Origin of the sequence: Eupransor demetentiae (assembly GCF_963930865.1) — a bacterium.
Taxonomy (GTDB): Bacteria; Bacillota; Bacilli; order Lactobacillales; family Lactobacillaceae; genus Eupransor; species Eupransor demetentiae.
Genome location: NZ_CAWVOH010000002.1, coordinates 102,090 through 123,524, shown reverse-complemented (window position 1 = coordinate 123,524; position 21,435 = coordinate 102,090). Strand labels below are relative to the sequence as shown.

Genomic DNA, 21,435 nt, shown 5'->3' with positions numbered 1-21,435 from the left:
CATCACTGTGCGCTGATTAATGACTTTAAATATTCTTTCAAATTATGAATGGCATCCACCAAGACCAAAGCTTGCGCATTATCCGTTCCTTTGAAAAGCGAATGGGTAACGCCGCGGTGAAAGGCTTGATGGGCACGATAAACCACACGACCCTTGTGTGTCAAACCGAGCTTCACCACGCGGCGGTCGTTCAATGAACGGCGACGTTCGACATAACCCTTATCAACCAAGCGGTCGATGGCCGTTGTCATGGCCGAAGGCGTTAAGTGAACAATTTTGGCTACTTGTGATGCACTCTTCTCTTCATACATTGAAATCGCATCAACCGTATGAACTTCCTTAACGGTTAAATCCGAAAAGGGACCGTTGCGCAGGGCACTTTCTTCCACCCACATCACATTGGTAAAAGCTTCGACCAACTCATCGTTCGTGTGGTCAAAATTAATTGTTTCAGGCATTTTTTTCTTCGTCAGGGGCAACCACAAACATCAATTCGGCAGACGTAGCAACCTTGCCATCAACCTTGGCTTCAACAATAACTGAACCCATGTTGGCGCGGAGCTTACCGAAAGTGGCGTGGAGCTTCAAAACATCCCCTGGCACAACCATCTTCTTGAACTTGGCATCATCAATACCAGTCATATAAGCCGTCTTACCCTTGAACTGTGGGGAAGACAAAATCAAAATTGAAGCGGCCTGCGCCAAAGACTCGATAATCAATACACCGGGCATCACTGGGTTACCAGGGAAATGTCCTTGGAAAAATTGTTCGTTGATCGTCACGTTCTTTACGGCGGTGATCGATTCGTCCGGCGTCATTTCTTCCACGTAATCCATATAAATAATTGGATAACGGTTAGGAATTAAATCCATAATTTCGGTCGTTGTTAAAACTGGCATCTTAGGTCCTTCCTTCATGTATGGCGGCCATCTGCCACCAAAGATACTATGATAGCTTAGCACCATATATTTCGACTGTCAAACTATCTCAAAGTAGAAACAATCCTTTGCCATTGTATCACACTCGCTTATTTTTGTAACATTACTGTAATATTGGCAAAGAAAAAAGACCACTTTCTGATCTTTTCTTCCTATAGTATTGCGCCTAAATTAAATCAATCAATAAGCTTAGGATGTAGATGCCTGCGATAAGAGCAATCACAGTTTTTTGGTAAAGGTTCAAAAAGGCTAAATATTCGCGCAAACGACCTCGCCAACGGACCCGCAAAGTTGTCTTGCCACCGTAAACCTGAGCCTTAACGCCCACTCGATGAGCGAGAAAGGCCGCCCGCAACACATGATAATCCGAAGTGAAAATTAGAATTTGTTCAGGGGCCTGCATCATTTGCTGGCTATAGATCAAATTTTGATAGGTATTGCGGCTTTTCGTTTCGGCTAGGAGCTTGTTCACTGGGTATTCATAATGCTGACCAGCATAGTCCCGCATGGCCTGCCCTTCTGGTAAGGACTCGTCAAAGCCCTGCCCACCAGCAAAAATCACCGTCGGTTTTGATTCTTGTGCAAGAGCGGTTTGCATGGCCGCGTTAATCCGCCCCGCCAAGACCGGTCCAACTCGATGGCCATCACGCAGGTAGGCTCCCAGCACGATAATGTAATCGGCTTGCGGAGCTTTTTCATGGCGCAACTTATAAATCGCCATTGCTGATAGGGTTAAAAGCCAGGTCAGGTCCAACAGAAACAAGACAAAGAGCGAGCCAGACCAAACTGCAGTAAAGATTCCCATCAAGGGCCAAAGCAAACCAAGCCAGGAATACAGCACGACAAGCAAAAGGAAAAGCGCCAGGACAAGGGTCATCGGCCGCATCCGTAGACGAATCCAGATTCCCCAGGATAAATAAGCCAGACTCAGTACCAGGGCGGAACTTAAGCCAAGAAAGATGAGTAAGAACACAGTCATCACGCCTCACCTGCCTCTGCCAAATTTTGATCATCCAGGACAACCAGCCGCTCTTGCCATTCTTTGAAGAAGTCCGTCCCCGTCCATTCATGAACGCGGTGCGTGTTGTAGCCGACCGCTGCGCTATAATAGGTCGTTTTGCCAGCACTTAAGGGCTTAGGATGGCGGTGCAAATGCCCAAAGATAACGGCCTGAACTTGATTGGCCTGCGCTAAATCACCAAACCGTGGGCTGCCGAGAAAGGCGTTTAGGATTTCAAAGCGGGTATTACGGTTTGGAATGGCACGGATGAAGTCGATTTTGGGCACGAAGTGATTGACCAAAATAGTTTTGCGCTGACCGGCCGCCTTAATCTGTTCGGCAACCTGGTTAGCCGCAAGTGCCATTCGTTCGGGGTCCGACATTGGCTGTTCAATCCGTCGGTCGTACCAAAATTCATGCTTAAAGCGTTCGATTTCCGTCATCGGATGGCGGCCCTCGTCAAAGGCATAATCGTACCAACCGTTGTTTCCGAGGATACGGTAGTTCCCCAAATCAAGGCTTTTATGATGGAAGTAAAGGGGATCCAGGTCACTTTCCAACTCTTCGTAAGTTACGCCCGAACCCATGTCATGATTACCCGCCAGGAAACGAATGGCCAAATTATTCCCAACAGCTTCCTGCAATTGCCGAGCATATTTCAAGGAGCGGTTAAAGTCATTGAAAAGGTCGCCGTTGATAATGTAGGCATCAAGGCCCAGTTCCAGCAGGTAATCGGCCTGGCGTGGCAGAACGTCCGCTAAGTCAACTTTATTTAAGTCAAAATGATTATCCGATGAAAATGCGACTTTCATGGCTCACTCCCCTTTCTTATTTGGTCTAGTATAGCATTTTTACCGCAGCGGCAAGGCGGCATAGTCGGCCACATTTCATTTTCCATTTATTGCTATAATGGCCGTGGAGGACTTTATTTTGTACGCAGATGATTCCCTGGCACTCCACACGGATGCCTACCAAATTAATATGATTTACACCTACTGGAAGCAAGGAATTGACCAGACCCCCGTGGTCTTTGAAGCCTATTTCCGGAAAATGCCTTTCCACAACGGTTACGCCATTTTTGGTGGACTGGAACGAATTGTCACCATCTTGGAAAAGTTCCACTTTAGCGACGACGACATCGCCTATCTAAAGTCCTTGGACCTCTACGACGATGATTTCCTAGCCTATCTGAAAAACTGGCGCCTCAAAGCCACGATTCGTGCCGCCCGCGAAGGTGAAGTGATGTTTAACAACGAACCACTTTTACAGGTTGATGGTCCTTTGGTTGATGCCCAATTGCTTGAAACTTTGCTGCTCAACGTGATCAACTTCCAAACCTTGATTGCCACCAAGGCTGCCCGAATTGCCAGCGTGACGACCGGCCAACCGCTGATGGAATTTGGAACCCGCCGGGCACAAGAATTGGATGCCGCCCTTTGGGGAACCCGCGCCGCCTTTATTGCTGGTTTTGATGCTACTTCTAACGTCCGAGCCGGAAAGCTCTTCAACATTCCAATTGCGGGAACGCACGCCCATGCCCTAGTGCAGGCTTATGGCGACGACTACGCCGCCTTTCATGCCTACGCTTCCACTCACAAAAACGTCGTTTTCTTGGTCGATACCTTTGATACTTTGAAGTCGGGCGTGCCCAACGCCATCAAGGTCGCCAAGGAATTTGGCGATAAAATCAACTTCCAGGGAGTCCGCATTGATTCCGGCGACATGGCTTACCTCTCTAAGGAAGTACGCAAGATGCTGGACAAGGCCGGTTTCCCTAACGCTAAAATCTACGCTTCCAACGACTTGGATGAGAACACCATCCTGAACCTCAAAATCCAGGGCGCCAAAATCGATGTTTGGGGCATTGGTACCAAGCTAATTACTGCCTATGACCAACCGGCGCTCGGTGCGGTTTACAAAATGGTCAGCATCAATGGCAAAAGCACCATCAAGCTCTCCAACAACGTGGGCAAAATTTCAACGCCTGGAAGAAAGCAGATTTGGCGCATTACCGACCGGGAAGACGGCAAATCCGAAGGTGACTACTTAACCTTCTACGGTGAAGACCCCAATGAATTGGACTCACTGCACATGTTTGACCCCAACCATCCGGTCATTTCCAAAACAATCAAGGATTTCGTCGCTAAGCCAATTTTGCACGACATTTTTGTTGATGGTGAACTGGTTTACAAACTGCCAGATATTTTTGCCATCAAGGAATTCTCGAAGCAGTCGCTGGGTGCCCTCTGGGATGAATACAAGCGCATCTTGAACCCACAGACCTACCCGGTTGACCTCGCGCAGAATCTTTACGACGCTAAGATTAACTTAATTCACAAAATCCGCAAAGACGTTCAGGAGATGGATAAATGAGACCTTTACAAGCAAAAATCATTGCCGAACTTAAAGTTCAGCCCCTAATTAACCCTAAAAGCGAAGTCCGTCGCTCAGTCGACTTCTTGAAGCAGTACTTGACCCACAGCATCTACACCGGTCTCGTACTGGCTATCAGTGGTGGTCAGGATTCAACCCTTGCTGGTAAAATCGGCCAAATGGCCATCAGCGAACTGCGCGATGAAACGAAGGAAGATTACCAATTCGTTGCCATTCGCCAACCCTACGGCGAACAAAAAGATGAAGACGATGCGCAAGCAGCCCTCGATTTTATACAGCCGGATGAAGTCGTGACGACCAACATCAAGGATGCCACCGATGCCATGGTCGCTTCCTTGCGGACCGCTGGTTTGAAGGTGGACGACTTGAGTCGTGGCTCCATCAAGCCTAAGATGCGCATGATTGCTCAATATGCAGTGGCTCGCGAGCACAACGGTGTCGTAATTGGTACTGACCATGCCGCCGAAGCCATCGCCGGCTTTTACACCAAGTACGGTGACGGCGGAACTGACATCAATCCCCTTTGGCGTTTGAACAAGCGCCAGGGCTGTCAGTTACTCGAAGAACTCAAGGCCCCTAAGCATCTATACGAAAAGGTGCCCACGGCCGACCTTGAAGACGACCGACCTCAACTACCAGACGAAATCGCCCTGGGCGTCACTTACGACAAGATCGACGACTACCTGGAAGGCAAGGACATCCCCGCTGCCGATGCACAACACCTGGAAGAAATGTACTTGGCCACTCAGCAAAAGCGCCACGAACCAATCACCATTTACGACACTTGGTTCTACTAATCAAAAAAGCCCTGCACGAGCAGGGCTTTTTTATGCGCCTAATCTTGGTCACAAAAAAAGAACGCCAAAGCGTTCTCTTGATCGTATGAATTACTTGTTACCAACGTGGGCGAAGTGCAACAAAGTACGGATCATGTTTGAAGTGAAACCGTATTCGTTGTCATACCATGAAACAGTCTTAACCAATTGCTTGTCGCCTGCTTCGATGATTTGAGTTTGAGTTGCATCGAAAGTGGTACCGTGAGTGTCACCAATGATGTCTGATGAAACGATTTCGTCTTCGTTGTAACCGAATGAGTCTGATGAAGCAGCCTTCATAGCAGCGTTAACTTCGTCAGCAGTAACCTTCTTGTCCAAAACAGTAGTCAATTCAGTTACAGAACCGTCGATTACGGCAACACGTTGTGCGTGCCCGTCAACCTTACCCTTCAATTCTGGAACAACAAGACCGATAGCCTTGGCAGCACCAGTTGAGTGAGGGATAGTGTTAACTGAAGCAGTACGGTTTGAACGGAACTTCTTACCCTTAGGTCCATCCAAGATCATTTGAGTTGAAGTGAAGGCGTGAATAGTAGTCATAGTACCGATTTCAACACCGAAGTTGTCAACCAATACCTTACCCATTGGTGCCAATGATTGAGTAGTACATGAACCAGCAGAAACAATCTTGTCTTCTGGCTTCAAGATGTCTTGGTTTACACCATAAACAACAGTTGGCACGTCACCAGCTGGAGCAGAAATCAAAACCTTCTTAGCACCGGCATCCAAGTGAGCTTGTGACTTTTCGGCTGAAGTATAGAAACCAGTAGCTTCCAATACGTATTCAACACCATCATTCTTAACCCAAGGAATGTTCTTAGCATCGCGTTCTGAGTAAACAGTGTAGTGCTTACCGTTAACGATGATACCAGTTTCGTCAGCTGAAACTTCAGCATCCAAAGTTCCATGAGTTGAGTCATACTTAAGCAAGTATGCCAACATTGATGGGCTAGTCAAGTCGTTGATTGCGGCAACTTCAACATCAGCAGCTGTGTCACCCAATTCCAAGATACGGCGGAATGCCAAACGACCAATACGACCGAATCCGTTAATACCAATCTTCACAGTCATGTGTGTAGACCTCCAAATAATTTTTTGACAAATGTCAACACAGATATTATAACACATAGCCCAGCTTTACCAAGAGCCCACCCGCTTTAAATTCGCAGTTGGTATGCACCGGATTTTTAATAAAAAACGGCTCAAAAGCCCCGCTTTGTGCATTCTTTCATAAGGATTCATGCTACAATAGGTTTTATTAAATTTCTTTCATTATAGAGAGGTGGAGAGACATGTCCCAAACCCAAATTCGTCGCATGGCGATTTTAGCTGTCATCACAGCAGCCAACATCGCCTTGTCCTTTATCGTCCGCATCCCCACACCGGCCACAGGTGGTTACGTCAGCACAGTGGATGCCGGGATTTTCCTGGTTGCCCTGCTGGGCGGTAAGCGCTCCGGTATGATTGTCGGTGGTCTATCTGGTTTGTTGCTGGATATCATTGCCTCAGCGCCGGAATGGATGCTCTTTTCCTTAGTTATCCATGGCTTGGAAGGCTACCTTGTCGGTCAAATTGGCGCCCGTAAGCCTTGGCCACAACAAGTCCTTGCTCTCGTGGTCGGTTCTTTGGTCATGATTATCGGCTATGTTTTTGCCGGGGCCATTCTCGTTTCCTGGGCTGCTGGAGTCGGTGGTATGCTTGGAAATCTGGGACAAGTTGCCATGGGATTAGTCGTGGCTTTGATCATGATGCCCATCCTCAAAAACCGTAAAGAAATCACGAAATACCTGTAAAAGTCGCGCTTGCGGCTTTTTTATTTTCCTTTAACTTTAGTCTGTCATAATGAATTATCTGAAGATTAATTCGTGAATTTCACAGAATTGGTCTGCAGGCGTATAATTGGATTGAAGAAGGAAATAGGAGGAAGAATTATGACGAACTATGATTACGATGTCTTGTACCTAGGAAGTGGTCACGCTGCCTTTGACGGTGCTCCTCTTTTGACTGCACAAGGTAAAAAAGTAGCTTTTGTTGAAAAAGAAAAAGTTGGTGGAACCTGCCCAAACTGGGGTTGCAACGCCAAGATTTTGTTGGAAGCACCCGTTGAAGTTCAACGCCAAATTCGCGCTTCCGATGGTGTAATTGCTGGCGACGGTAGCATTGACTGGTCAAAAAACCAGGCCCACAAGCGCTCCGTTATCGACGGTTTGCCAAATGCCCTTCAGGGTATGTTGGAAGATGCTGGTGTTGAATATCTTTTCGGTGACGGTAAGTTCTTGGATCCACACACCATTCAGGTTGGTGACAAGACAGTTACAGCTGACAAGGTTGTGATTGCAACTGGAATGCATTCTCACCGCCTTGATATCGAAGGTAAGGAATTGATGCATGATTCACGCGACTTCTTGGCTTTGGCTAAGATGCCTGAATCAATGGTCGTTATCGGTTCTGGTTACATCGCCATGGAATCCGCAAGCATGGCCCACGCTGCTGGTGCCGATGTAACGGTTATCATGCGTGGTGACCAAGCCTTGAAGTCCTTCAGCAAGGAATACAGCGACCGCTTGGTTGCCAAGATGGAAGCCGACGGTATCGAATTCAAGAAGGCTACCCAGACTGAAAGCGTTCAGCAAAAGTCTGACGGTTTGCTCGTAAAGACCAACCACGGCGACATCCAAACGAAGTGGGTTTTGGACGCTACTGGACGTGTCCCTAACACAGAAGGTATCGGCTTGGACGAAATTGGTGTGGCATACGACGAACACGGTATCCAGGTCAACGACCACTTGCAAACTTCAATCGACAACATCTACGCTGCCGGTGATGTTTTGGCCAAGAAGCAACCAAAGTTGACGCCAACGGCTACCTTTGAATCACAGTACTTGGCTGGCCTATTTAACGGTGACGATAAAGCCATCGACTACCCAGCAATTGCCACGACTGTCTTTACCAGTCCTCGCATTGCGCAAGCCGGTGTGACAGTCGCAGAAGCCAAGGCTCATCCAGACGACTACAAGATTGTCGAAAAGGATGTCATGGGCGACTGGTACCGCTTGGTTGACTACGAAACAGAAGGTTCCATTACCTTGATTTACAACCAGCAGCAACAATTAGTGGGTGCCACTGAAATTTCAGAACACGCAGAAGACGTGATTAACGCCCTCTTGCCTGCCATCGAATTCGGCTACACGCCTGCCCAATTGCAGCGTTTGGTTACCATCTTCCCATCAATCGGCTACTCCGCCTTTGGTGAATTGGGATAATTTAGTCAAAACAAAAGCATCACGCCAACCGGCTTGGTGCTTTTTAATTGGTCCAGACAACATTAAATTTCCTTAAACATAGATGACAATCCCTATGGCAGAGATTAAATTTTGATAAAATAGTATGACTTTTGATTAATGCTTTAAGGGAAAACATGAAAAAGACGAAATTTTATATTGTGCTCGTTCTGGCCGCGCTATTCGTGGCCTTTGGCGTAACGCACTCTCTCAAACGAGTGCACCAGACCTACCAGCTCAATCGAACGCAAAATATTTCGCGTAAAGCTGACAAGACTTCCAAAACCAGCTTTTTTACGCGAAGCAATATGGACCAAATCAATTCACAACTAACCGATTCAAAGTACCTTGCGCCCACGATTGATCACAAGGAGCTTGAACAGACCATCCCCGGCGCTAAAGTCTACAGCGCTAAGGAAAAGAAAATGGTGCCCATGGACGTCTGGGATTCCTGGCCGGTGCAAAAGCCCGATGGAACCCTGGCTTCCTTCCACGGCTACCGTTTAGTAATCGGCTTAACTGCTGAAAACGGGCGCTACTCCGGTGCGCCAACGCGGATGGGCCTCTTTGCTCAACCTGAATCGGCTAACCAAGATGACCTATCAACTTGGCAGTTTGTCGGCTATCTCTTTAATAGTAAAAAAGAGGGTGTCGCTGCTGGCGACTATGATAACTATCTCAAGTCCTCGGTTGGCGAATGGTCCGGTTCGACTTACTTGATGAATGACGACGATGACAGCCTGCGGGTTTTCTACGCCAATGCTTATGACGACAAGAAGACCGCCTGCCAGATTTTGACGACGGCCAAAGTTGTTTTGGAGCCGAAGTCTGGCCAGGACTGGACCAGTGGCTTGCAAATTAACCATGATAAGGCCAGTGACCGCAAAACGGTCTTTTCTGGTGATGGTAAGATTTACCAGACCGCTGCCCAAGGCGGTGGTAAGCGACCTCATTTTGAGGACGATTTGACCTTGCGCGACCCCCACTTCGTTCAAGATGGCGACAAGTACTATCTGATTTTCGAAGGAAATACGGGCCCAAACTTCAATCCACAGGGTTCTAACAACTTCAATACGCAGGCCTATTTTGGTAGCAAGAGCTACTTCAATGACGAGAAAAAGCGTTTGAGCCAGAACCAAAATACAGCCGAATATGACAAGACCTTCTTTGCCAATTCCGCCATTGGTAAGCTGGAGTTGAACAAGAATTTCACGGTTAAAAAGGTCATGGAACCGATGGTCACGGGAAACGCCACCAACGATGAGCTTGAGCGTGTCAACATTTTCAAACACAGCGGCCGGTGGTACCTTTTCACCTCAACTTGGGGCTTCCACATGGCGACCGACAACAAGAAGATTACCGATAATTCTTATATGTTAGGTTGGTCCTCCAGCGACGGCATCAACGGTAAGTACCAGCCACTGAACGGTAACGGCACCGTGATTATCGGCGATGGCGACCAGGCAAAGCCGACGATGACCTATTCCTACCTGGTTATTCCAAACGGTGATGACAAAAACGACAATTTCGTCGTAACCTCTTTTGAAGGTAATAAGACCTTTGCGCCTAGTTATTTGCTGAAAATGAAGGGCAATTCAACCAGCATGATTAACAATAAAGTACTTGGCCAAGGTGTTTTGACGGATCAAGGCAGTTATTATTCTGCACGACCACAGAAGATTGTGAAGTAAAAAAGCAGCGACCCGCTGGGTCACTGCTTTTTATTTTTCGTATATTTAAGTGTGATATAGGCAAGGTAGAGAAAAGTAATCGGTGTGAATAAGTTCTTCAACCAGTCGTCCATATGCACAAGACCATTGCTGCTAGCTAAAAACCACAAAACGTAGGCGGCAAAGCAGATTAACAAAAGCATTTCAAAATAAAAACTCGCAGACTCAAATTTCTTTTTCATCGTTGCAAGCCTCACTTACCGGCAGATTGCCAGCCTTGCACGAATTGATCCAAATGCGTAAAGGCAGAGACAGCAATCAGCACAAAAACAATGGCGATAACGGCCAAAGCCCAGTTAATAATTTTACTTTTTGTTGTTCTTTTAAGCGAACCAATCTCTTCTTTTTTCATGCCTTCAGCATAGCAAAAGCAGGTCACAACTATGTCACATTTCGGTTAAAAGAAGGTTACAAAAAAGAAGCCTGGTGAGCTTCTTCATTTTAATGACCTCGATGTTTCTGAGCCTTCTTAATTTGTTTCAAGCGGAATTGTTCAGCAACCCTTTGAGCTTTTAACTCCTTGCGATTTTTCTTTTTCAGTTGCTTCCCTGCTTGGCTTTGCCTTTTCAGCGCTTCTTGAGCTTTGTTGCCAATACCGTTAACGGCTTGCTTGCGAGCCAATCGTTGCATTCGCTTGGGATTCACTTTACGATGCAACTTTTGGCGGTCAATTTGCTGCGAATAAAAATCTAAAGAGAACCAGCGCTTCACAATAAAATTCTGCAACAGATTTAATTTAGGTTCTGACGTCCCAAAATTAACCTTCGCAACCGAATACCGGTAATCCTCTTGAACCTCGAAAACACCTTGATAATAAGGTGCTTCAAAAACAATTGTTAGTGAACTTTGAATTGTCAAAATCACTACCTCCTTAATTTGATGAACGAAGACGGACATCCAAGGAGGAAGGATACTGATGACCAGCGGCCACATTCGGACTACCAACCGAATCGTGTTTTTACTTCGTGCTTTTATTATAACGAAAAAGAAGCCTCGCAGGCTTCTTACTTCTTGTTTTTACTTTTCGAAATCAAAGTGCTGATAGCGCCAACAATGCCGCCTTCAACCATACAGAAAACAAGCACTTCCACTAAGACGAGCCAATCTGCTGTATTAGCTTTATCTCCTACATGAATAATGATTAATGCGCCAACTACTGCGATAAAACAAGAAATAATGACTGGTAGCCAGTCTGAAAGTTTATTTTTTAATTTTTCCATGGTCCTCTCCCGTAATTTTTAACCCTTTCAGCTTACCAAAATCCCAATCCGCAATAATCACAGTCAAATTACAATCCCATTAAGCCTCCTTAACAAAAAATAATTACTCCCACTCGTAATTCGTTGTATACTGATTGAACGGCTTCACAAGCCAATTTTTGCTTTGAAAATATATTTAGGAGAGGTAATGAATTTCTTCAACGTTCACATTGGTTTACGAACATTTAAAACTGGACTCACCGTCATGCTCATCATGCTCGTTTACCATTTTTTGCACCAACCCGCCTTTGTGCCCGCCCTCGCGGCGGTTTTCGCCCTTCGTGAAAACTGGGCCAACACCATGGCCTTCGCCAAGGTCCGTGTCATTTCAAATATTGTCGGCGGTGGCTTAGCCATCTTCTACTACATCATCCGCCAGTACACCCATAACGCCGATTGGGTTTCAATCATCTTGGTGCCCGTCCTCATCATGGCCGGCATCATCATCCATAACAAGCTCGACCAAAGCGTCGGAATCGTCGGTGGAATGGCCGCCTTCCTGATGATCGCGCTGACCATCCCCATGGATGCCACCATTGGCTACGTCTTCCTGCGAGTACTCGACGTTTTCGTCGGTGTATTCTTCGCCATGGTTGTTAACCGTTTCGCTATGCCTGATGAAATCAAGAAGGTCGAAGAAGGTGTCGAAAAGGGTCTGGAAGAGGTCGAAGCCGACGTCAAAAGTGTCGTACATAAATTCGAATCAAAGAGTCATCCAGATTAAAAAAAAGCTTCCTGCGTAGGAAGCTCTTTTATTTTGTTGCCTCTTTAGATTTTTTGGCGGCCTTTAAATACTTTCGCAAATTGTAGGCTGAATATACCATCCAAGCTAAAATCCCAAAATCAAACAAAAAATGTAGGACGTGGAATAATGGCGTTTTCGCTGTATGGAGCATTAATACAACAACAAGTAGAGATGAAGCTGCTACTAGTTGTAAACTCCAATATTTAAGCGGGTTATTCTTTAAATCTTTTGCCATGCGAAATACCTCCTGTTGCATCAAGTGTAGCATTCATATAGCGACCTCAAAACACAATCGAATTACTTTTCGATTAAAGAAACGTAACAAAAAAACCACCCCCAAGCAGGAGTGGCTTTTCTTCAATTCATTAAATTCAAACCAATCGAAATTCCAATAAAGAATCCGGCAACGAAGAGCACGACTAGAAAGACAAGCCATTTGTCACGCAGGGTTAACTTTTGGAACCATTCAACCAAAGGTTCGAGCATTATTCAATTCCCGAACCTGGTTCGATTGAATCAGGCAATTCAGTCACCGTGACAATGCCATGCTTTTCAGCAGACAAAATCATTCCTTGACTCAATTCACCCGCCATCTTGCGTGGCTTCATGTTGGCGACGATGGCAACCGTCTTACCAACTAAAGCTTCGGGTTCTGGATACCACTGGCGGATTCCAGACAAGATTTGGCGAGGCTTGCCAGAACCATCATCCAAGGTAAACTTCAAGAGCTTCTTCGACTTTTCCACGATTTCGCCGTCGGTAATCTTTGCGGCCAAAATTTGAACCTTGTCAAAGTCATCGTATTCGATTGCGGGCTTTGCCGGAACTTCTTCCAATTCTTCCTGAGCGGCTTCCTTGGCAGCTTCCTTAACGGCACGGCCCTTACCCTTAGTGTCCTTGGATACCAAACCAGCGATGAAGGCAACTTCCTTTTCCATGTCCAAACGAGGGAAAATTGGTTCACCCTTATCAATGACCTTGATACCGGCTGGTAACTGATCAAAGGCCAAGCCTTCGATCTTCACACCAGTTTCAGGATAGTCCAAACCAAGTTGCTTGAAGATGCGAGCAGGTGCTTGCGTCATAACAGGTTGAATCAAAACGGCGATGACACGCATGGTAGCAGCCAAGTGAGCCATAACGTCGGCCAATTCGGTTACCTTGGTGTTGGTGTTATCATGTTCGGCTTCCTTGGCCAAAACCCAAGGCTGCGTCTCATCGATGTACTTGTTGGCACGGCGAACAATCTGCCAAACGTCTTCCAAAGCATTGGCTGTTTCAACGGCATCCAAGTGTTCCTTGTAACTCTTGATTGAGCTTTCCACCGTATCAACCAATTCTTGGTCGAATGGCGTGCAGCCAGTCTCAAGGGATGGAATAACGCCACCTTCGTACTTGTTAATCATGGCAACGGTACGGTTCAACAAGTTCCCCAAATCGTTGGCCAGGTCGTAGTTAATCCGTGAAACAAAGTCTTCGGGCGTGAAAGTACCATCATTACCGAATGGCATTGAACGAAGCAAGTAGTAACGTACCGCATCAAGGCCGTAGCGTTCCTCCAAAACTTCTGGGTAAATCACGTTCCCCTTTGACTTGGACATCTTACCGTCCTTCATCACCAACCAACCGTGGCCAATGATGTGTTCAGGCATTTCCAAACCAAGGGCGTGCAAAATAATTGGCCAGTAAATCGTGTGGAAACGGACGATTTCCTTACCAACTAATTGTACGTTGGCCGGCCAGAACTTCTTGAAAAGTTCATCTTCATCAGTATCGTAACCCAAGGCCGTAATATAGTTAGCCAAGGCATCAATCCAAACGTAAATCACGTGCTTTGGATCTTCCGGAACCGGAATTCCCCAGTCAAATGAAGTACGTGTCACAGCCAAATCTTCCAAACCAGGTTCGATAAAGTTGTGAATCATTTCGTTCATGCGGGCTTCGGGACGGATGAAGCCAGGGTGAGACTTGTAGTAGTCAACCAACCAGTCCGCGTACTTTGACATCTTGAAGAAGTAAGCCTCTTCTTCAACGCGCTGCACTTCGTGACCGGATGGCGCAACTCCACCAGTTACTTCGCCAGCATCGTTGCGGTAAACTTCGGCCAACTGTGATTCAGTAAAGTATTCTTCATCAGAAACAGAGTACCAACCAGAGTACTTGCCCTTATAAATGTCGCCTTGTTCCAAAAGCGTTTCGAAAATCTTTTGAACAATCTTTTCGTGCTGTGAATCAGTCGTACGGATGAAATGGTCATAAGAAATGTCCATCAACTTCCACAAATCCTTGATTTGCTTGGCCATGCCGTTCAAGTATTCCATTTCGGAAGTACCGGCAGCTTCAGCCTTTTGCTGAATCTTCAAACCGTGCTCGTCGGTCCCAGTCAAAAAGTAGACATCGTCGCCGAGTAAGCGGTGGTAACGGGCAGCTGCATCGGCCAAGACCGTCGTATAGGTGTTTCCTAATTGCAACTTACCAGATGGGTAATAAATCGGTGTTGTGACGTAAAAAGTGTTTTGCTTTGACATATGAGTCCTTTCTTTTCAGCCCCTATGGTGAGCTAATCGAGTCTATTATAACAAAGTTCACCACCTATCTATGGAAGAAAGTGGCTTCTTTTCCACAAAAAAGTTTCTGCGACCAATTTTGGCTAATTTTTTTATATCACATGATAAAGACAGCAGAAAAGGCGTTCTAGCAGTTTTATTACAGCTGGACCAATTGCCTGGATTGGTCCAATTTTAGGAATGTAAATTAATTGACAAAGTTAAAAGCAATGAGTAAACTGTATGGGTAATGGAGGAATCTATGTCAAAAGCAGCTCATACAATTGAATTTTGTGTGCACCCGGCCATGATGTATTAATCACACCGGTATTTTTGACGTCTATTCCATTGAACTATGTTGACTAACTAGGCGCCTTTGTATTCAGGCGCCTTTTATTTTGGGAGAAAGAGAAATGAAGAAGAGAACAGTCATCAAGTCATTGGTTGTTTTGATCCTTATCGCTGGTGTAGCTATTGCAGGGTTATTCAGTTACAACACCTATCAACACAACCAACAGGCTAAGACCATCACCAAGGGTACTTTGACCGTTGGTTTGGAAGGTACTTACGCCCCTTACTCATACCGTGAAGACGGTAAGTTGAAGGGTTACGAAGTTGATTTGGCCAAGGACATTGCCGATAAGATGGGCTTGAAGGTCGCCTACGTTGAAACGAAGTGGGATTCTTTGATTGCTGGTCTTGGTAGTCACCGTTACGATGTTGTCATGAACAACATCGGCTACACGAAGGAACGTGCCGATACTTACAGCCTTTCTGACTACTACGTGTACCCTCACACTGTTTTGATTAAGCGCGATAACGAAAAGGACTTGAAGGACCTTAAGTCAATCGATGGTAAGAAGATGGCACAATCAACCACTTCGAACTACGGTAAGATCGCCGAAAAGAACGGTGCTAAGTTGGTCAGCGTGCCTGGTATCAACGAAGCCATGAACTTGGTTAAGACAAAGCGTGCCGATGGTTCATTGAACGACCTTGGTGCCTTCAAGGCTTACCAAAAGCAAAACCCTAAGTCAAAGTTGACTTACGTTGACCTTGATGGCCAAGTTGACTCAAAGCCTTCTGGCGCCTTGGTTAACAAGGATAACAAGAAGTTGCTTAAGGCCATCAACAAGGCGATCGAAGAATTGAAGAGCGATGGCACTTTGTCAAAGCTTTCTGAAAAGTACTTCGGTATGGATATCTCTAGTTCAAACTAAGCGATTATCAATTAAACATTAAGCCCCCGAAAAGGAAGGAATGCTCATGCAAGAATTTTTGGACCTGGCCATTAAGTACCTACCGGAACTGGTAGTTGCGGCCCTAAAATATACCTTGCCCCTGACGGCTCTTTCCTTTTTCTTTGCCCTAATTTTCGCCGTCTTGACGGCCCTAATTCGGATTGCAAAGTTACCACAAAATGATTGGTTGGCCGGTCTGATGGACGTGGTCAAGTGGATTGCGGCCACTTATGTCTGGTTCTTCCGCTCCACGCCCTTGCTAGTTCAGCTTTTTATCGTCTTCTATGGTTTGCCCAGCGCGCACATTAATCTCTTCGCGAACGCCTGGGTATCAGCCGTGACGGTCTTCTCACTGAACACCGGTGCCTACGCATCCGAAAGCATCCGTGCCTCAATCGCTTCCGTGCCTCAAGTACAAAAAGAAGCAGCCCAATCATTAGGAATGACCACCGCTCAGGTATATTGGAACGTGGTTTTGCCGCAGGCGGCTCGGATTTCAATCCCGCCTCTCTCCAACAGTTTGATTTCACTTTTGAAGGATACCTCTTTGGCATCAGTCATCACCATCGTCGAAATGTTCTACCTCAGTCAGCAGATTGCCGCGCAGAACTATAAGATTTTGTCGATGTACATTCTGGCTGCCATGGTTTATGCCTTCTTTACGTCAATCTTGGCCATTGGCCAACACTACCTAGAACGCTACACGTCGAGGTTTGCTCAATGATTAAAGTTGAAAATGTTACGAAGCAATTCCCAGATAAGCTCGCCTTGGATGACGTTTCCTTGGAATTCCCCAAGAATCAAACGACGGCCATTGTTGGTCCTTCCGGTTCAGGAAAGTCAACTTTGCTCCGTTCCCTGAACTTGCTCGAACGTCCTACTTCAGGAAAAATGAGCATTGATGACTTGAACGTTGATTTCCAAAAGGAAATTTCCAATAGCCAGGTGCTCAAGATTCGAAAGCGTTTCGGCATGGTTTTCCAGGAAAAGGCCCTCTTTACCCACTTGAACGTCCTGCATAATTTGATGGAAGGACCGGTCAAAGTGAAGGGTGTCAGCAAGGAAGCCGCTAGCAAGCAGGCTAACGATCTCTTAGCCCAGTTCAACATGACCGAACTGGCTGACCGTTACCCTTACCAGCTTTCAGGAGGACAGCAGCAGCGCGTAGCCATTCTGCGTGCTTTAGCCATGGAGCCTGAGTACCTATTGTTGGATGAACCCACCTCTGCTTTGGATCCTGAATTGGAAGCGCAAGTCTTGCGCGTTTTGCGTGACTTAGCCGAGCAAAATACTTCGATGATTGTGGTTACCCACAACATGGATTTTGCCCGTAAGGTTGCCAGCCGCGTCGCCTTCATCGACAACGGTAAGGTTGCTTATCAAGGCGATACCAATGGCTTCTTTGAGTCCAAGGAAGACCGTATCCAGAAGTTCCTAGGAGCAATGACCTTCTAATGAATAATAATTCTGATCAAGACCGCTTTTTACCGCGGTCTTTTGTCTACATACTAATTGGCCTAGCGATTGTCATGCTGGGTGCCCTGCTGATTGGGCATTTCAGCCATAAAAATCAGCAATCGAACAGTCAACAGAGCAAGGTTAGCTCGGTGCAAGCCGCCTCTGACCAAGATTTGTTAAAGCTAAAATGGGACGGAACTCTCGATGGTGACATCGTCCACATCAACGGTAATAAAGCGACCTTCTCCGATGAAGAGTTGCAGCAAACTTTCCCGGCGCAAGGTACGACTCTACGTCCGACCGATGGTTTAGCCCTCTCCCCTTTGGACAGCCAAGGACGCAGTCAACAGGCCAATTTCCGTGTTGATAGTGCCGCTGTTGCCAAAGTTACGAAGCGGCCGGCTAAGATTCCCAATTCGGTCCGTCCTTCTGGTTGGTTTTTGATGGATAACTATAACGGCCAGCAGCGGGTTGGTGGCTATCACGCCAACCCCAAGGTGAATCTCGGCGGCAGCAAAACCAGCCTCTGGAACAAGTCCCACATTGTTGGTTATCAGTTCTTTGGCATGCCCACCATGGTCACGGAAAACATGACCACGGGAACCCGAGTTGAAAACGCCTATCCGGGCCAACTCGACGCCGAAGACGATATCCGCTACGCTCTAAAACAGCATCCGAATATCGCCATTCGTGGTCAGGTCACGCCCCTTTATGAAGGTAACGACCGGATTATGCGCGGCGTGCACTACATGGCCAAGTCCGTGCAGGACAATGGCCAAAGTTTGAACATTAACTACTGGATTTTCAATGTCTGCCCCGGCGTAACGATTGATTACGCAACGGGTAAGGCCCAAGTGCAATAAAAAAGACGCCTCCAGGGGCGTCTTTTTGTTTATAAAGTTATTTCTTTTTTCGACCGGTGATGGGAACTTTTCTTGTAAGCAGGCCACCTAATAAACCGGCTATGATGGCATAAATTGCAATAAGCGTAAAGTATAGCCAATCGGCTAAATTCAAGCTATTAAGCCACGGTTCCAATAAAAACTTCTGGACTAGCGATCCCACAAAGATGATTACCGTGATCCAAATAAGGAAGTCGACGACTGGATCATTTTCTTTATTATGCATTTGTCCACCTCAAATTCTTAATGAATATAGGATAGCAAAGATTTCAGCCGGACAAGTTACCGTTAATTTACAAGAAAATTATGCTTATATGACAAATAAAAAAGATACCAGCTGACATCTTTTTTAATCAATTACTAGCGATGAAGAGTGGCCGGGTCCACCACGATCAGGGTCAAAGTGATTAATGGCAGCGTTAACAGCCGCTGGCGCTTGGCCAAAACCAGTCGCCAGCAAATCAACGTGCTCTTCAAATGAGGTAACATCCCCAATGGCAAAAACGCCGGGATGCTCGGTTTTAATTTGGTCGGAAACTTCAATGCCGAAGTCATCGCGCTTTAAGGGCAAGTGCCAGTTGCGCATAATTTTATCGCGGGACATAAAGCCGTATTGGATAATGAGGGCATCGACGAGTAAGTCGGGTAACTGTTCGCCATCTTTGACGGGCTCGAGAGCCACTTGCAGCTGACCGCTGGGCTGGCGCGTGATTTGGCTAATGGTTTGGGGCGTCAACACATCGACGTCACTGGCCTGCAAGGCGGCAACGGAAGATTCCATGGCCCGAAAGTTGTTGCGACGGTGAATCAAAGAAACCTGGTTGGCAGTTGTGGCGAGCAAATTCGCTAAGTCAACCGCTGAATCTCCACCACCTACTACGGCAACATCCTGGCCGGCAAACTCACTGGGCCGATTGGCAAAGTAATGCAGACCCTGCCCTTCCAAGGCTTCCGCTTCAGGTAACTGGAGTTTGCGCGGTTCAAAAGAACCCTTTCCCGTCGCAATAATCACCGTCTTGGCCTTGAGCTGCTGCTTACCATGAATGGCATCTTCATAGGTCAGCAAATAATGCTCCCCCTCGGCCTGCAGGTCGGTAACGGGCGTACCAGTGTAAATATCCGCATTGAACAAAGCCACCTGCTTTTGCAGACGGTCAACAAGTTCACGGCCTGAAACACCGGGAAAACCGGCTACGTCATAAATGCTTTTATCAGGATAGAGGGCCAAAGGCTGTCCGCCAAGCTCCGGTAGCGCTTCGAGTAAAGCGACCTTCGTTTGGCGTAAACCAGCGTAAAAGGCGGCAAAAAGGCCCACCGGCCCGCCACCGATGATGGCGATTTCATATTCTTCCATGGCGCACCCTCCTGATTTCATTTTACGCTGAATTTGAATGCTTGCTATAATGAAGATATCGAAAAAAAGGGGAATTGACAAGATGGCTGACAAGAAAATGATTTTGGACCTCGACACCGGGGTCGACGATGCAATGGCGCTCGCCTATGCGGTGGGGCATCCCGACGTTGATTTAATCGGAATTATCGCCTCATACGGCAACACCATCACCACCACCGCTGCACAAAACTCACTCGACCTATTGCACCTTTTGGGCGCTGATGATGTGCCCGTTTTCTTGGGTGAAAGTCATTCGATTACGACCGACTCTTTTACCGTCATGGAAATTTCAAAAAAGATTCACGGACAAAATGCCATTGGTGACGTCCAAGTGGCAAAGTCACCACGTCCCGTTGAAAAGCAGTCCGGGGTTGACTTCTTGATTGAAGCGGCTCACCAGTACGGCGAAAACTTGATTTACTTGCCAACCGGACCTTTGACCAACATGGCCGTGGCCTTGAAAAAGGACCCTAGCATTGCTGGCTTGATTGGCCAAACCACTTTGATGGGTGGGGCTTTGACAGTGCCTGGTAACGTGACGCCATTCACCGAAGCCAACATCCACCAGGACCCTGAAGCTGCGGACGTGGTTTTCAAGGAACAAAAGAACTTAACGATGGTTGGTTTGGACGTTACCTTGCGGACCCTGTTGACGAACGATGATACTCAGCAGTGGCGCGATTTGGGAACCGAAGCCGGTAAGATTTTCGCCGACATCGTCGACTACTACATCAAGGCCTACTACGACCTCGATATCGATAAGCGCGGGGCTGCCTTGCACGATCCATTGGCCGTTGCCGTGGCTTTGGACCACTCTTACGTGACCGAGCTGCCATTGAACATGAAGGTCACTTACGACCGTGAAAGCGGCGACTATGGCCGTACCATCGGTGATCCCGACAAGTTGCTCGACCCAACTTATAGCACGGCGGCCGTCTTAGTTGACGCCGACCGCTTCGTGCCCGATTTCCAGAAGATGATGTTGAGTGTTTTGAAGTAAAAGAAAAAGCAATCCGTTTGGATTGCTTTTTTATTTGCGGCGGAAGTACAAGATAGCACTGACGACTGCTAAAATTGTGGTCAAAATGGCAAAGGTTCCCAACGCTCCTGCTAATCCCTCGAAAAATAATATATTATGACCAAAGAAATAACTCGCGAGGGCCATACTGGTCAAAATGACAAAAGCTATTAGCAAACTAACAATCGACCGCTTTAACTTTATCGCTCTGTTCTTGCCATCATAGCCTTTGTAATATGCGATTAACTGTGGAACAGTCCATCGAACAGCAGACTCAACTGCAACCAAGCAGGCAAGAATTAACCAGATCTTGTGGCCGGCAAGTAAATAGGCCACGAAAAAAATCAGCATCGCAATTAACTCAGCGTATATCCATATTAGTTGTAATTTAGAATTTGGCTTAGACATCGAAACCTCGCTTTTTATTTATTCTGCTCTTCAAGAAATGCCCGGTGGCTTCCGATATTGGTCACTTGGCCAATGACGGCGATGGCGAGTAATCCTGTAGAACCGACACAACCTATAATAATTTGTGCCCAGGAGTGATGTACGGTTAAAACATATCCAATTGTAAAGAGCGCCCAAAGCATAACAAATGTGTTCAGAATAGTCTGTCGCCTGAAAGCACGGTTATCACGCTTCATCCCATTCGTCTTAATCTCAAATTTCATCAGCTAACCTCGTCGAATTTCA

Annotated in this window: 26 protein-coding genes; 11 read left to right on the top strand and 15 right to left on the bottom strand. The window is 46.7% G+C overall.

What is annotated here, in order from left to right; genetic code table 11:
• Window positions 1–2: 2 nt before the first annotated feature.
• The 4 genes from ABSY64_RS04940 to ABSY64_RS04925 all read right to left on the bottom strand — a co-directional run bounded on the left by ABSY64_RS04940 (window position 3) and on the right by ABSY64_RS04925 (window position 2,751).
• Entirely contained in the window at window positions 3–458 is a 456-nt protein-coding gene (locus ABSY64_RS04940; RefSeq protein ID WP_349641974.1) for a MarR family winged helix-turn-helix transcriptional regulator, read from the bottom strand.
• Window positions 451–900 carry a 3-hydroxyacyl-ACP dehydratase FabZ gene (gene fabZ, locus ABSY64_RS04935; RefSeq protein ID WP_349641973.1) on the bottom strand — a complete coding sequence of 150 codons (450 nt, stop codon included), beginning with the start codon at window positions 898–900 and terminating at the stop codon, window positions 451–453. The genes ABSY64_RS04940 and fabZ overlap by 8 nt, the downstream gene beginning before the upstream one ends.
• A gap of 205 nt (window positions 901–1,105) precedes the next feature.
• Window positions 1,106–1,918, bottom strand: coding sequence for a YdcF family protein (locus ABSY64_RS04930; RefSeq protein WP_349641972.1), 813 nt, complete (start codon window positions 1,916–1,918; stop codon window positions 1,106–1,108).
• A complete protein-coding gene (locus ABSY64_RS04925; protein WP_349641971.1) occupies window positions 1,918–2,751 on the bottom strand; it encodes a metallophosphoesterase in 834 nt (277 codons plus the stop codon). The genes ABSY64_RS04930 and ABSY64_RS04925 overlap by 1 nt, the downstream gene beginning before the upstream one ends.
• 97 nt (window positions 2,752–2,848) lie before the next feature.
• Here ABSY64_RS04925 and ABSY64_RS04920 point away from each other — a divergent pair, with 97 nt between their 5' ends.
• Both ABSY64_RS04920 and nadE read left to right on the top strand, forming a co-directional pair.
• Window positions 2,849–4,312 (top strand): nicotinate phosphoribosyltransferase, encoded by a 1,464-nt coding sequence (locus tag ABSY64_RS04920; protein WP_349641970.1) that lies wholly within the window; start codon window positions 2,849–2,851, stop codon window positions 4,310–4,312.
• Complete coding sequence (gene nadE, locus ABSY64_RS04915; protein WP_349641969.1) at window positions 4,309–5,130, top strand: NAD(+) synthase; 822 nt, start codon at window positions 4,309–4,311, stop codon at window positions 5,128–5,130. Before ABSY64_RS04920 ends, nadE begins: the two co-directional genes overlap by 4 nt.
• A 90-nt stretch (window positions 5,131–5,220) precedes the next feature.
• Here nadE and gap read toward each other — a convergent pair whose 3' ends face one another.
• Window positions 5,221–6,240 carry a type I glyceraldehyde-3-phosphate dehydrogenase gene (gene gap / locus ABSY64_RS04910; RefSeq protein WP_349641968.1) on the bottom strand — a complete coding sequence of 340 codons (1,020 nt, stop codon included), beginning with the start codon at window positions 6,238–6,240 and terminating at the stop codon, window positions 5,221–5,223.
• Between the two features lie 221 nt (window positions 6,241–6,461).
• Between gap and ABSY64_RS04905 the strand changes: the two genes are divergently transcribed.
• The 3 genes from ABSY64_RS04905 to ABSY64_RS04895 all read left to right on the top strand — a co-directional run bounded on the left by ABSY64_RS04905 (window position 6,462) and on the right by ABSY64_RS04895 (window position 10,141).
• A complete protein-coding gene (locus ABSY64_RS04905) occupies window positions 6,462–6,962 on the top strand; it encodes an ECF transporter S component (RefSeq protein ID WP_349641967.1) in 501 nt (166 codons plus the stop codon).
• Between the two features lie 138 nt (window positions 6,963–7,100).
• Window positions 7,101–8,432, top strand: coding sequence for a dihydrolipoyl dehydrogenase family protein (locus ABSY64_RS04900; protein ID WP_349641966.1), 1,332 nt, complete (start codon window positions 7,101–7,103; stop codon window positions 8,430–8,432).
• Window positions 8,433–8,587: 155 nt separating this feature from the next.
• The gene (locus ABSY64_RS04895; RefSeq protein WP_349641965.1) at window positions 8,588–10,141 is read left to right on the top strand and encodes a glycoside hydrolase family 68 protein; all 1,554 of its coding nucleotides are present in this window, start codon (window positions 8,588–8,590) and stop codon (window positions 10,139–10,141) included.
• A gap of 232 nt (window positions 10,142–10,373) precedes the next feature.
• On the opposite strand, the gene ABSY64_RS04890 is transcribed toward ABSY64_RS04895, so the two are convergent.
• From ABSY64_RS04890 to ABSY64_RS04880, 3 genes are all read right to left on the bottom strand, one after another.
• Window positions 10,374–10,532: a hypothetical protein gene (locus tag ABSY64_RS04890; protein ID WP_349641964.1), complete on the bottom strand. Its 159-nt coding sequence runs from the start codon at window positions 10,530–10,532 to the stop codon at window positions 10,374–10,376.
• A gap of 89 nt (window positions 10,533–10,621) precedes the next feature.
• Window positions 10,622–11,038, bottom strand: coding sequence for a YjdF family protein (locus ABSY64_RS04885; protein ID WP_349641963.1), 417 nt, complete (start codon window positions 11,036–11,038; stop codon window positions 10,622–10,624).
• A 146-nt stretch (window positions 11,039–11,184) separates the two neighbouring features.
• Window positions 11,185–11,400: a hypothetical protein gene (locus ABSY64_RS04880; RefSeq protein WP_349641962.1), complete on the bottom strand. Its 216-nt coding sequence runs from the start codon at window positions 11,398–11,400 to the stop codon at window positions 11,185–11,187.
• Between the two features lie 187 nt (window positions 11,401–11,587).
• On the opposite strand from ABSY64_RS04880, the gene ABSY64_RS04875 reads away from it, so the two are divergent.
• Entirely contained in the window at window positions 11,588–12,163 is a 576-nt protein-coding gene (locus ABSY64_RS04875) for an FUSC family protein (protein ID WP_349641961.1), read from the top strand.
• A 28-nt stretch (window positions 12,164–12,191) separates the two neighbouring features.
• Here ABSY64_RS04875 and ABSY64_RS04870 read toward each other — a convergent pair whose 3' ends face one another.
• The 3 genes from ABSY64_RS04870 to metG form a co-directional block, all read right to left on the bottom strand.
• Window positions 12,192–12,419, bottom strand: coding sequence for a hypothetical protein (locus tag ABSY64_RS04870; protein WP_349641960.1), 228 nt, complete (start codon window positions 12,417–12,419; stop codon window positions 12,192–12,194).
• A 122-nt stretch (window positions 12,420–12,541) separates the two neighbouring features.
• Complete coding sequence (locus ABSY64_RS04865; protein WP_349641959.1) at window positions 12,542–12,670, bottom strand: hypothetical protein; 129 nt, start codon at window positions 12,668–12,670, stop codon at window positions 12,542–12,544.
• Window positions 12,670–14,712, bottom strand: coding sequence for a methionine--tRNA ligase (metG, locus tag ABSY64_RS04860; RefSeq protein WP_349641958.1), 2,043 nt, complete (start codon window positions 14,710–14,712; stop codon window positions 12,670–12,672). Before metG ends, ABSY64_RS04865 begins: the two co-directional genes overlap by 1 nt.
• Window positions 14,713–15,143: 431 nt before the next feature.
• Here metG and ABSY64_RS04855 point away from each other — a divergent pair, with 431 nt between their 5' ends.
• Genes ABSY64_RS04855 through ABSY64_RS04840 form a run of 4 tightly spaced genes read left to right on the top strand, consistent with a single transcriptional unit; the run spans window position 15,144 to window position 18,292 of the window.
• Entirely contained in the window at window positions 15,144–15,950 is an 807-nt protein-coding gene (locus ABSY64_RS04855) for a transporter substrate-binding domain-containing protein (RefSeq protein ID WP_349641957.1), read from the top strand.
• 46 nt (window positions 15,951–15,996) lie between these two features.
• Window positions 15,997–16,695: an amino acid ABC transporter permease gene (locus tag ABSY64_RS04850; protein WP_349641956.1), complete on the top strand. Its 699-nt coding sequence runs from the start codon at window positions 15,997–15,999 to the stop codon at window positions 16,693–16,695.
• Window positions 16,692–17,426 (top strand): amino acid ABC transporter ATP-binding protein, encoded by a 735-nt coding sequence (locus ABSY64_RS04845; RefSeq protein ID WP_349641955.1) that lies wholly within the window; start codon window positions 16,692–16,694, stop codon window positions 17,424–17,426. The genes ABSY64_RS04850 and ABSY64_RS04845 overlap by 4 nt, the downstream gene beginning before the upstream one ends.
• Window positions 17,426–18,292 carry a DNA/RNA non-specific endonuclease gene (locus ABSY64_RS04840; protein WP_434063056.1) on the top strand — a complete coding sequence of 289 codons (867 nt, stop codon included), beginning with the start codon at window positions 17,426–17,428 and terminating at the stop codon, window positions 18,290–18,292. Before ABSY64_RS04845 ends, ABSY64_RS04840 begins: the two co-directional genes overlap by 1 nt.
• 37 nt (window positions 18,293–18,329) lie before the next feature.
• Here ABSY64_RS04840 and ABSY64_RS04835 read toward each other — a convergent pair whose 3' ends face one another.
• Both ABSY64_RS04835 and ABSY64_RS04830 read right to left on the bottom strand, forming a co-directional pair.
• Window positions 18,330–18,557 carry a hypothetical protein gene (locus ABSY64_RS04835; protein WP_349641954.1) on the bottom strand — a complete coding sequence of 76 codons (228 nt, stop codon included), beginning with the start codon at window positions 18,555–18,557 and terminating at the stop codon, window positions 18,330–18,332.
• Between the two features lie 123 nt (window positions 18,558–18,680).
• Window positions 18,681–19,685 carry an NAD(P)/FAD-dependent oxidoreductase gene (locus ABSY64_RS04830; RefSeq protein ID WP_349641953.1) on the bottom strand — a complete coding sequence of 335 codons (1,005 nt, stop codon included), beginning with the start codon at window positions 19,683–19,685 and terminating at the stop codon, window positions 18,681–18,683.
• A gap of 82 nt (window positions 19,686–19,767) precedes the next feature.
• Between ABSY64_RS04830 and ABSY64_RS04825 the strand changes: the two genes are divergently transcribed.
• The gene (locus ABSY64_RS04825; protein WP_349641952.1) at window positions 19,768–20,724 is read left to right on the top strand and encodes a nucleoside hydrolase; all 957 of its coding nucleotides are present in this window, start codon (window positions 19,768–19,770) and stop codon (window positions 20,722–20,724) included.
• A gap of 30 nt (window positions 20,725–20,754) precedes the next feature.
• Here ABSY64_RS04825 and ABSY64_RS04820 read toward each other — a convergent pair whose 3' ends face one another.
• Together ABSY64_RS04820 and ABSY64_RS04815 are read right to left on the bottom strand one after the other, a co-directional pair.
• On the bottom strand, window positions 20,755–21,150 hold the full coding sequence (locus tag ABSY64_RS04820) for a hypothetical protein (RefSeq protein WP_349641951.1): 396 nt from the start codon (window positions 21,148–21,150) through the stop codon (window positions 20,755–20,757).
• Window positions 21,151–21,164: 14 nt separating this feature from the next.
• Entirely contained in the window at window positions 21,165–21,413 is a 249-nt protein-coding gene (locus ABSY64_RS04815) for a hypothetical protein (protein ID WP_349641950.1), read from the bottom strand.
• Between the last annotated feature and the right edge of the window lie 22 nt (window positions 21,414–21,435).

Coding starts and splice junctions, on each gene's coding strand:
- ABSY64_RS04850 (WP_349641956.1), top strand. CDS start 15,997: ATGCAAGAATTTTTGGACCTGGCCATTAAGTACCTACCGGAACTGGTA.
- fabZ (WP_349641973.1), bottom strand. CDS start 900: ATGCCAGTTTTAACAACGACCGAAATTATGGATTTAATTCCTAACCGT.
- ABSY64_RS04825 (WP_349641952.1), top strand. CDS start 19,768: ATGGCTGACAAGAAAATGATTTTGGACCTCGACACCGGGGTCGACGAT.
- ABSY64_RS04895 (WP_349641965.1), top strand. CDS start 8,588: ATGAAAAAGACGAAATTTTATATTGTGCTCGTTCTGGCCGCGCTATTC.
- ABSY64_RS04815 (WP_349641950.1), bottom strand. CDS start 21,413: ATGAAATTTGAGATTAAGACGAATGGGATGAAGCGTGATAACCGTGCT.
- gap (WP_349641968.1), bottom strand. CDS start 6,240: ATGACTGTGAAGATTGGTATTAACGGATTCGGTCGTATTGGTCGTTTG.
- ABSY64_RS04820 (WP_349641951.1), bottom strand. CDS start 21,150: ATGTCTAAGCCAAATTCTAAATTACAACTAATATGGATATACGCTGAG.
- metG (WP_349641958.1), bottom strand. CDS start 14,712: ATGTCAAAGCAAAACACTTTTTACGTCACAACACCGATTTATTACCCA.
- ABSY64_RS04930 (WP_349641972.1), bottom strand. CDS start 1,918: ATGACTGTGTTCTTACTCATCTTTCTTGGCTTAAGTTCCGCCCTGGTA.
- ABSY64_RS04830 (WP_349641953.1), bottom strand. CDS start 19,685: ATGGAAGAATATGAAATCGCCATCATCGGTGGCGGGCCGGTGGGCCTT.
- ABSY64_RS04940 (WP_349641974.1), bottom strand. CDS start 458: ATGCCTGAAACAATTAATTTTGACCACACGAACGATGAGTTGGTCGAA.
- ABSY64_RS04890 (WP_349641964.1), bottom strand. CDS start 10,532: ATGAAAAAAGAAGAGATTGGTTCGCTTAAAAGAACAACAAAAAGTAAA.
- ABSY64_RS04845 (WP_349641955.1), top strand. CDS start 16,692: ATGATTAAAGTTGAAAATGTTACGAAGCAATTCCCAGATAAGCTCGCC.
- ABSY64_RS04920 (WP_349641970.1), top strand. CDS start 2,849: ATGGCCGTGGAGGACTTTATTTTGTACGCAGATGATTCCCTGGCACTC.
- ABSY64_RS04900 (WP_349641966.1), top strand. CDS start 7,101: ATGACGAACTATGATTACGATGTCTTGTACCTAGGAAGTGGTCACGCT.
- ABSY64_RS04870 (WP_349641960.1), bottom strand. CDS start 12,419: ATGGCAAAAGATTTAAAGAATAACCCGCTTAAATATTGGAGTTTACAA.
- ABSY64_RS04855 (WP_349641957.1), top strand. CDS start 15,144: ATGAAGAAGAGAACAGTCATCAAGTCATTGGTTGTTTTGATCCTTATC.
- ABSY64_RS04925 (WP_349641971.1), bottom strand. CDS start 2,751: ATGAAAGTCGCATTTTCATCGGATAATCATTTTGACTTAAATAAAGTT.
- ABSY64_RS04905 (WP_349641967.1), top strand. CDS start 6,462: ATGTCCCAAACCCAAATTCGTCGCATGGCGATTTTAGCTGTCATCACA.
- ABSY64_RS04880 (WP_349641962.1), bottom strand. CDS start 11,400: ATGGAAAAATTAAAAAATAAACTTTCAGACTGGCTACCAGTCATTATT.
- ABSY64_RS04875 (WP_349641961.1), top strand. CDS start 11,588: ATGAATTTCTTCAACGTTCACATTGGTTTACGAACATTTAAAACTGGA.
- ABSY64_RS04835 (WP_349641954.1), bottom strand. CDS start 18,557: ATGCATAATAAAGAAAATGATCCAGTCGTCGACTTCCTTATTTGGATC.
- nadE (WP_349641969.1), top strand. CDS start 4,309: ATGAGACCTTTACAAGCAAAAATCATTGCCGAACTTAAAGTTCAGCCC.
- ABSY64_RS04865 (WP_349641959.1), bottom strand. CDS start 12,670: ATGCTCGAACCTTTGGTTGAATGGTTCCAAAAGTTAACCCTGCGTGAC.
- ABSY64_RS04840 (WP_434063056.1), top strand. CDS start 17,426: ATGAATAATAATTCTGATCAAGACCGCTTTTTACCGCGGTCTTTTGTC.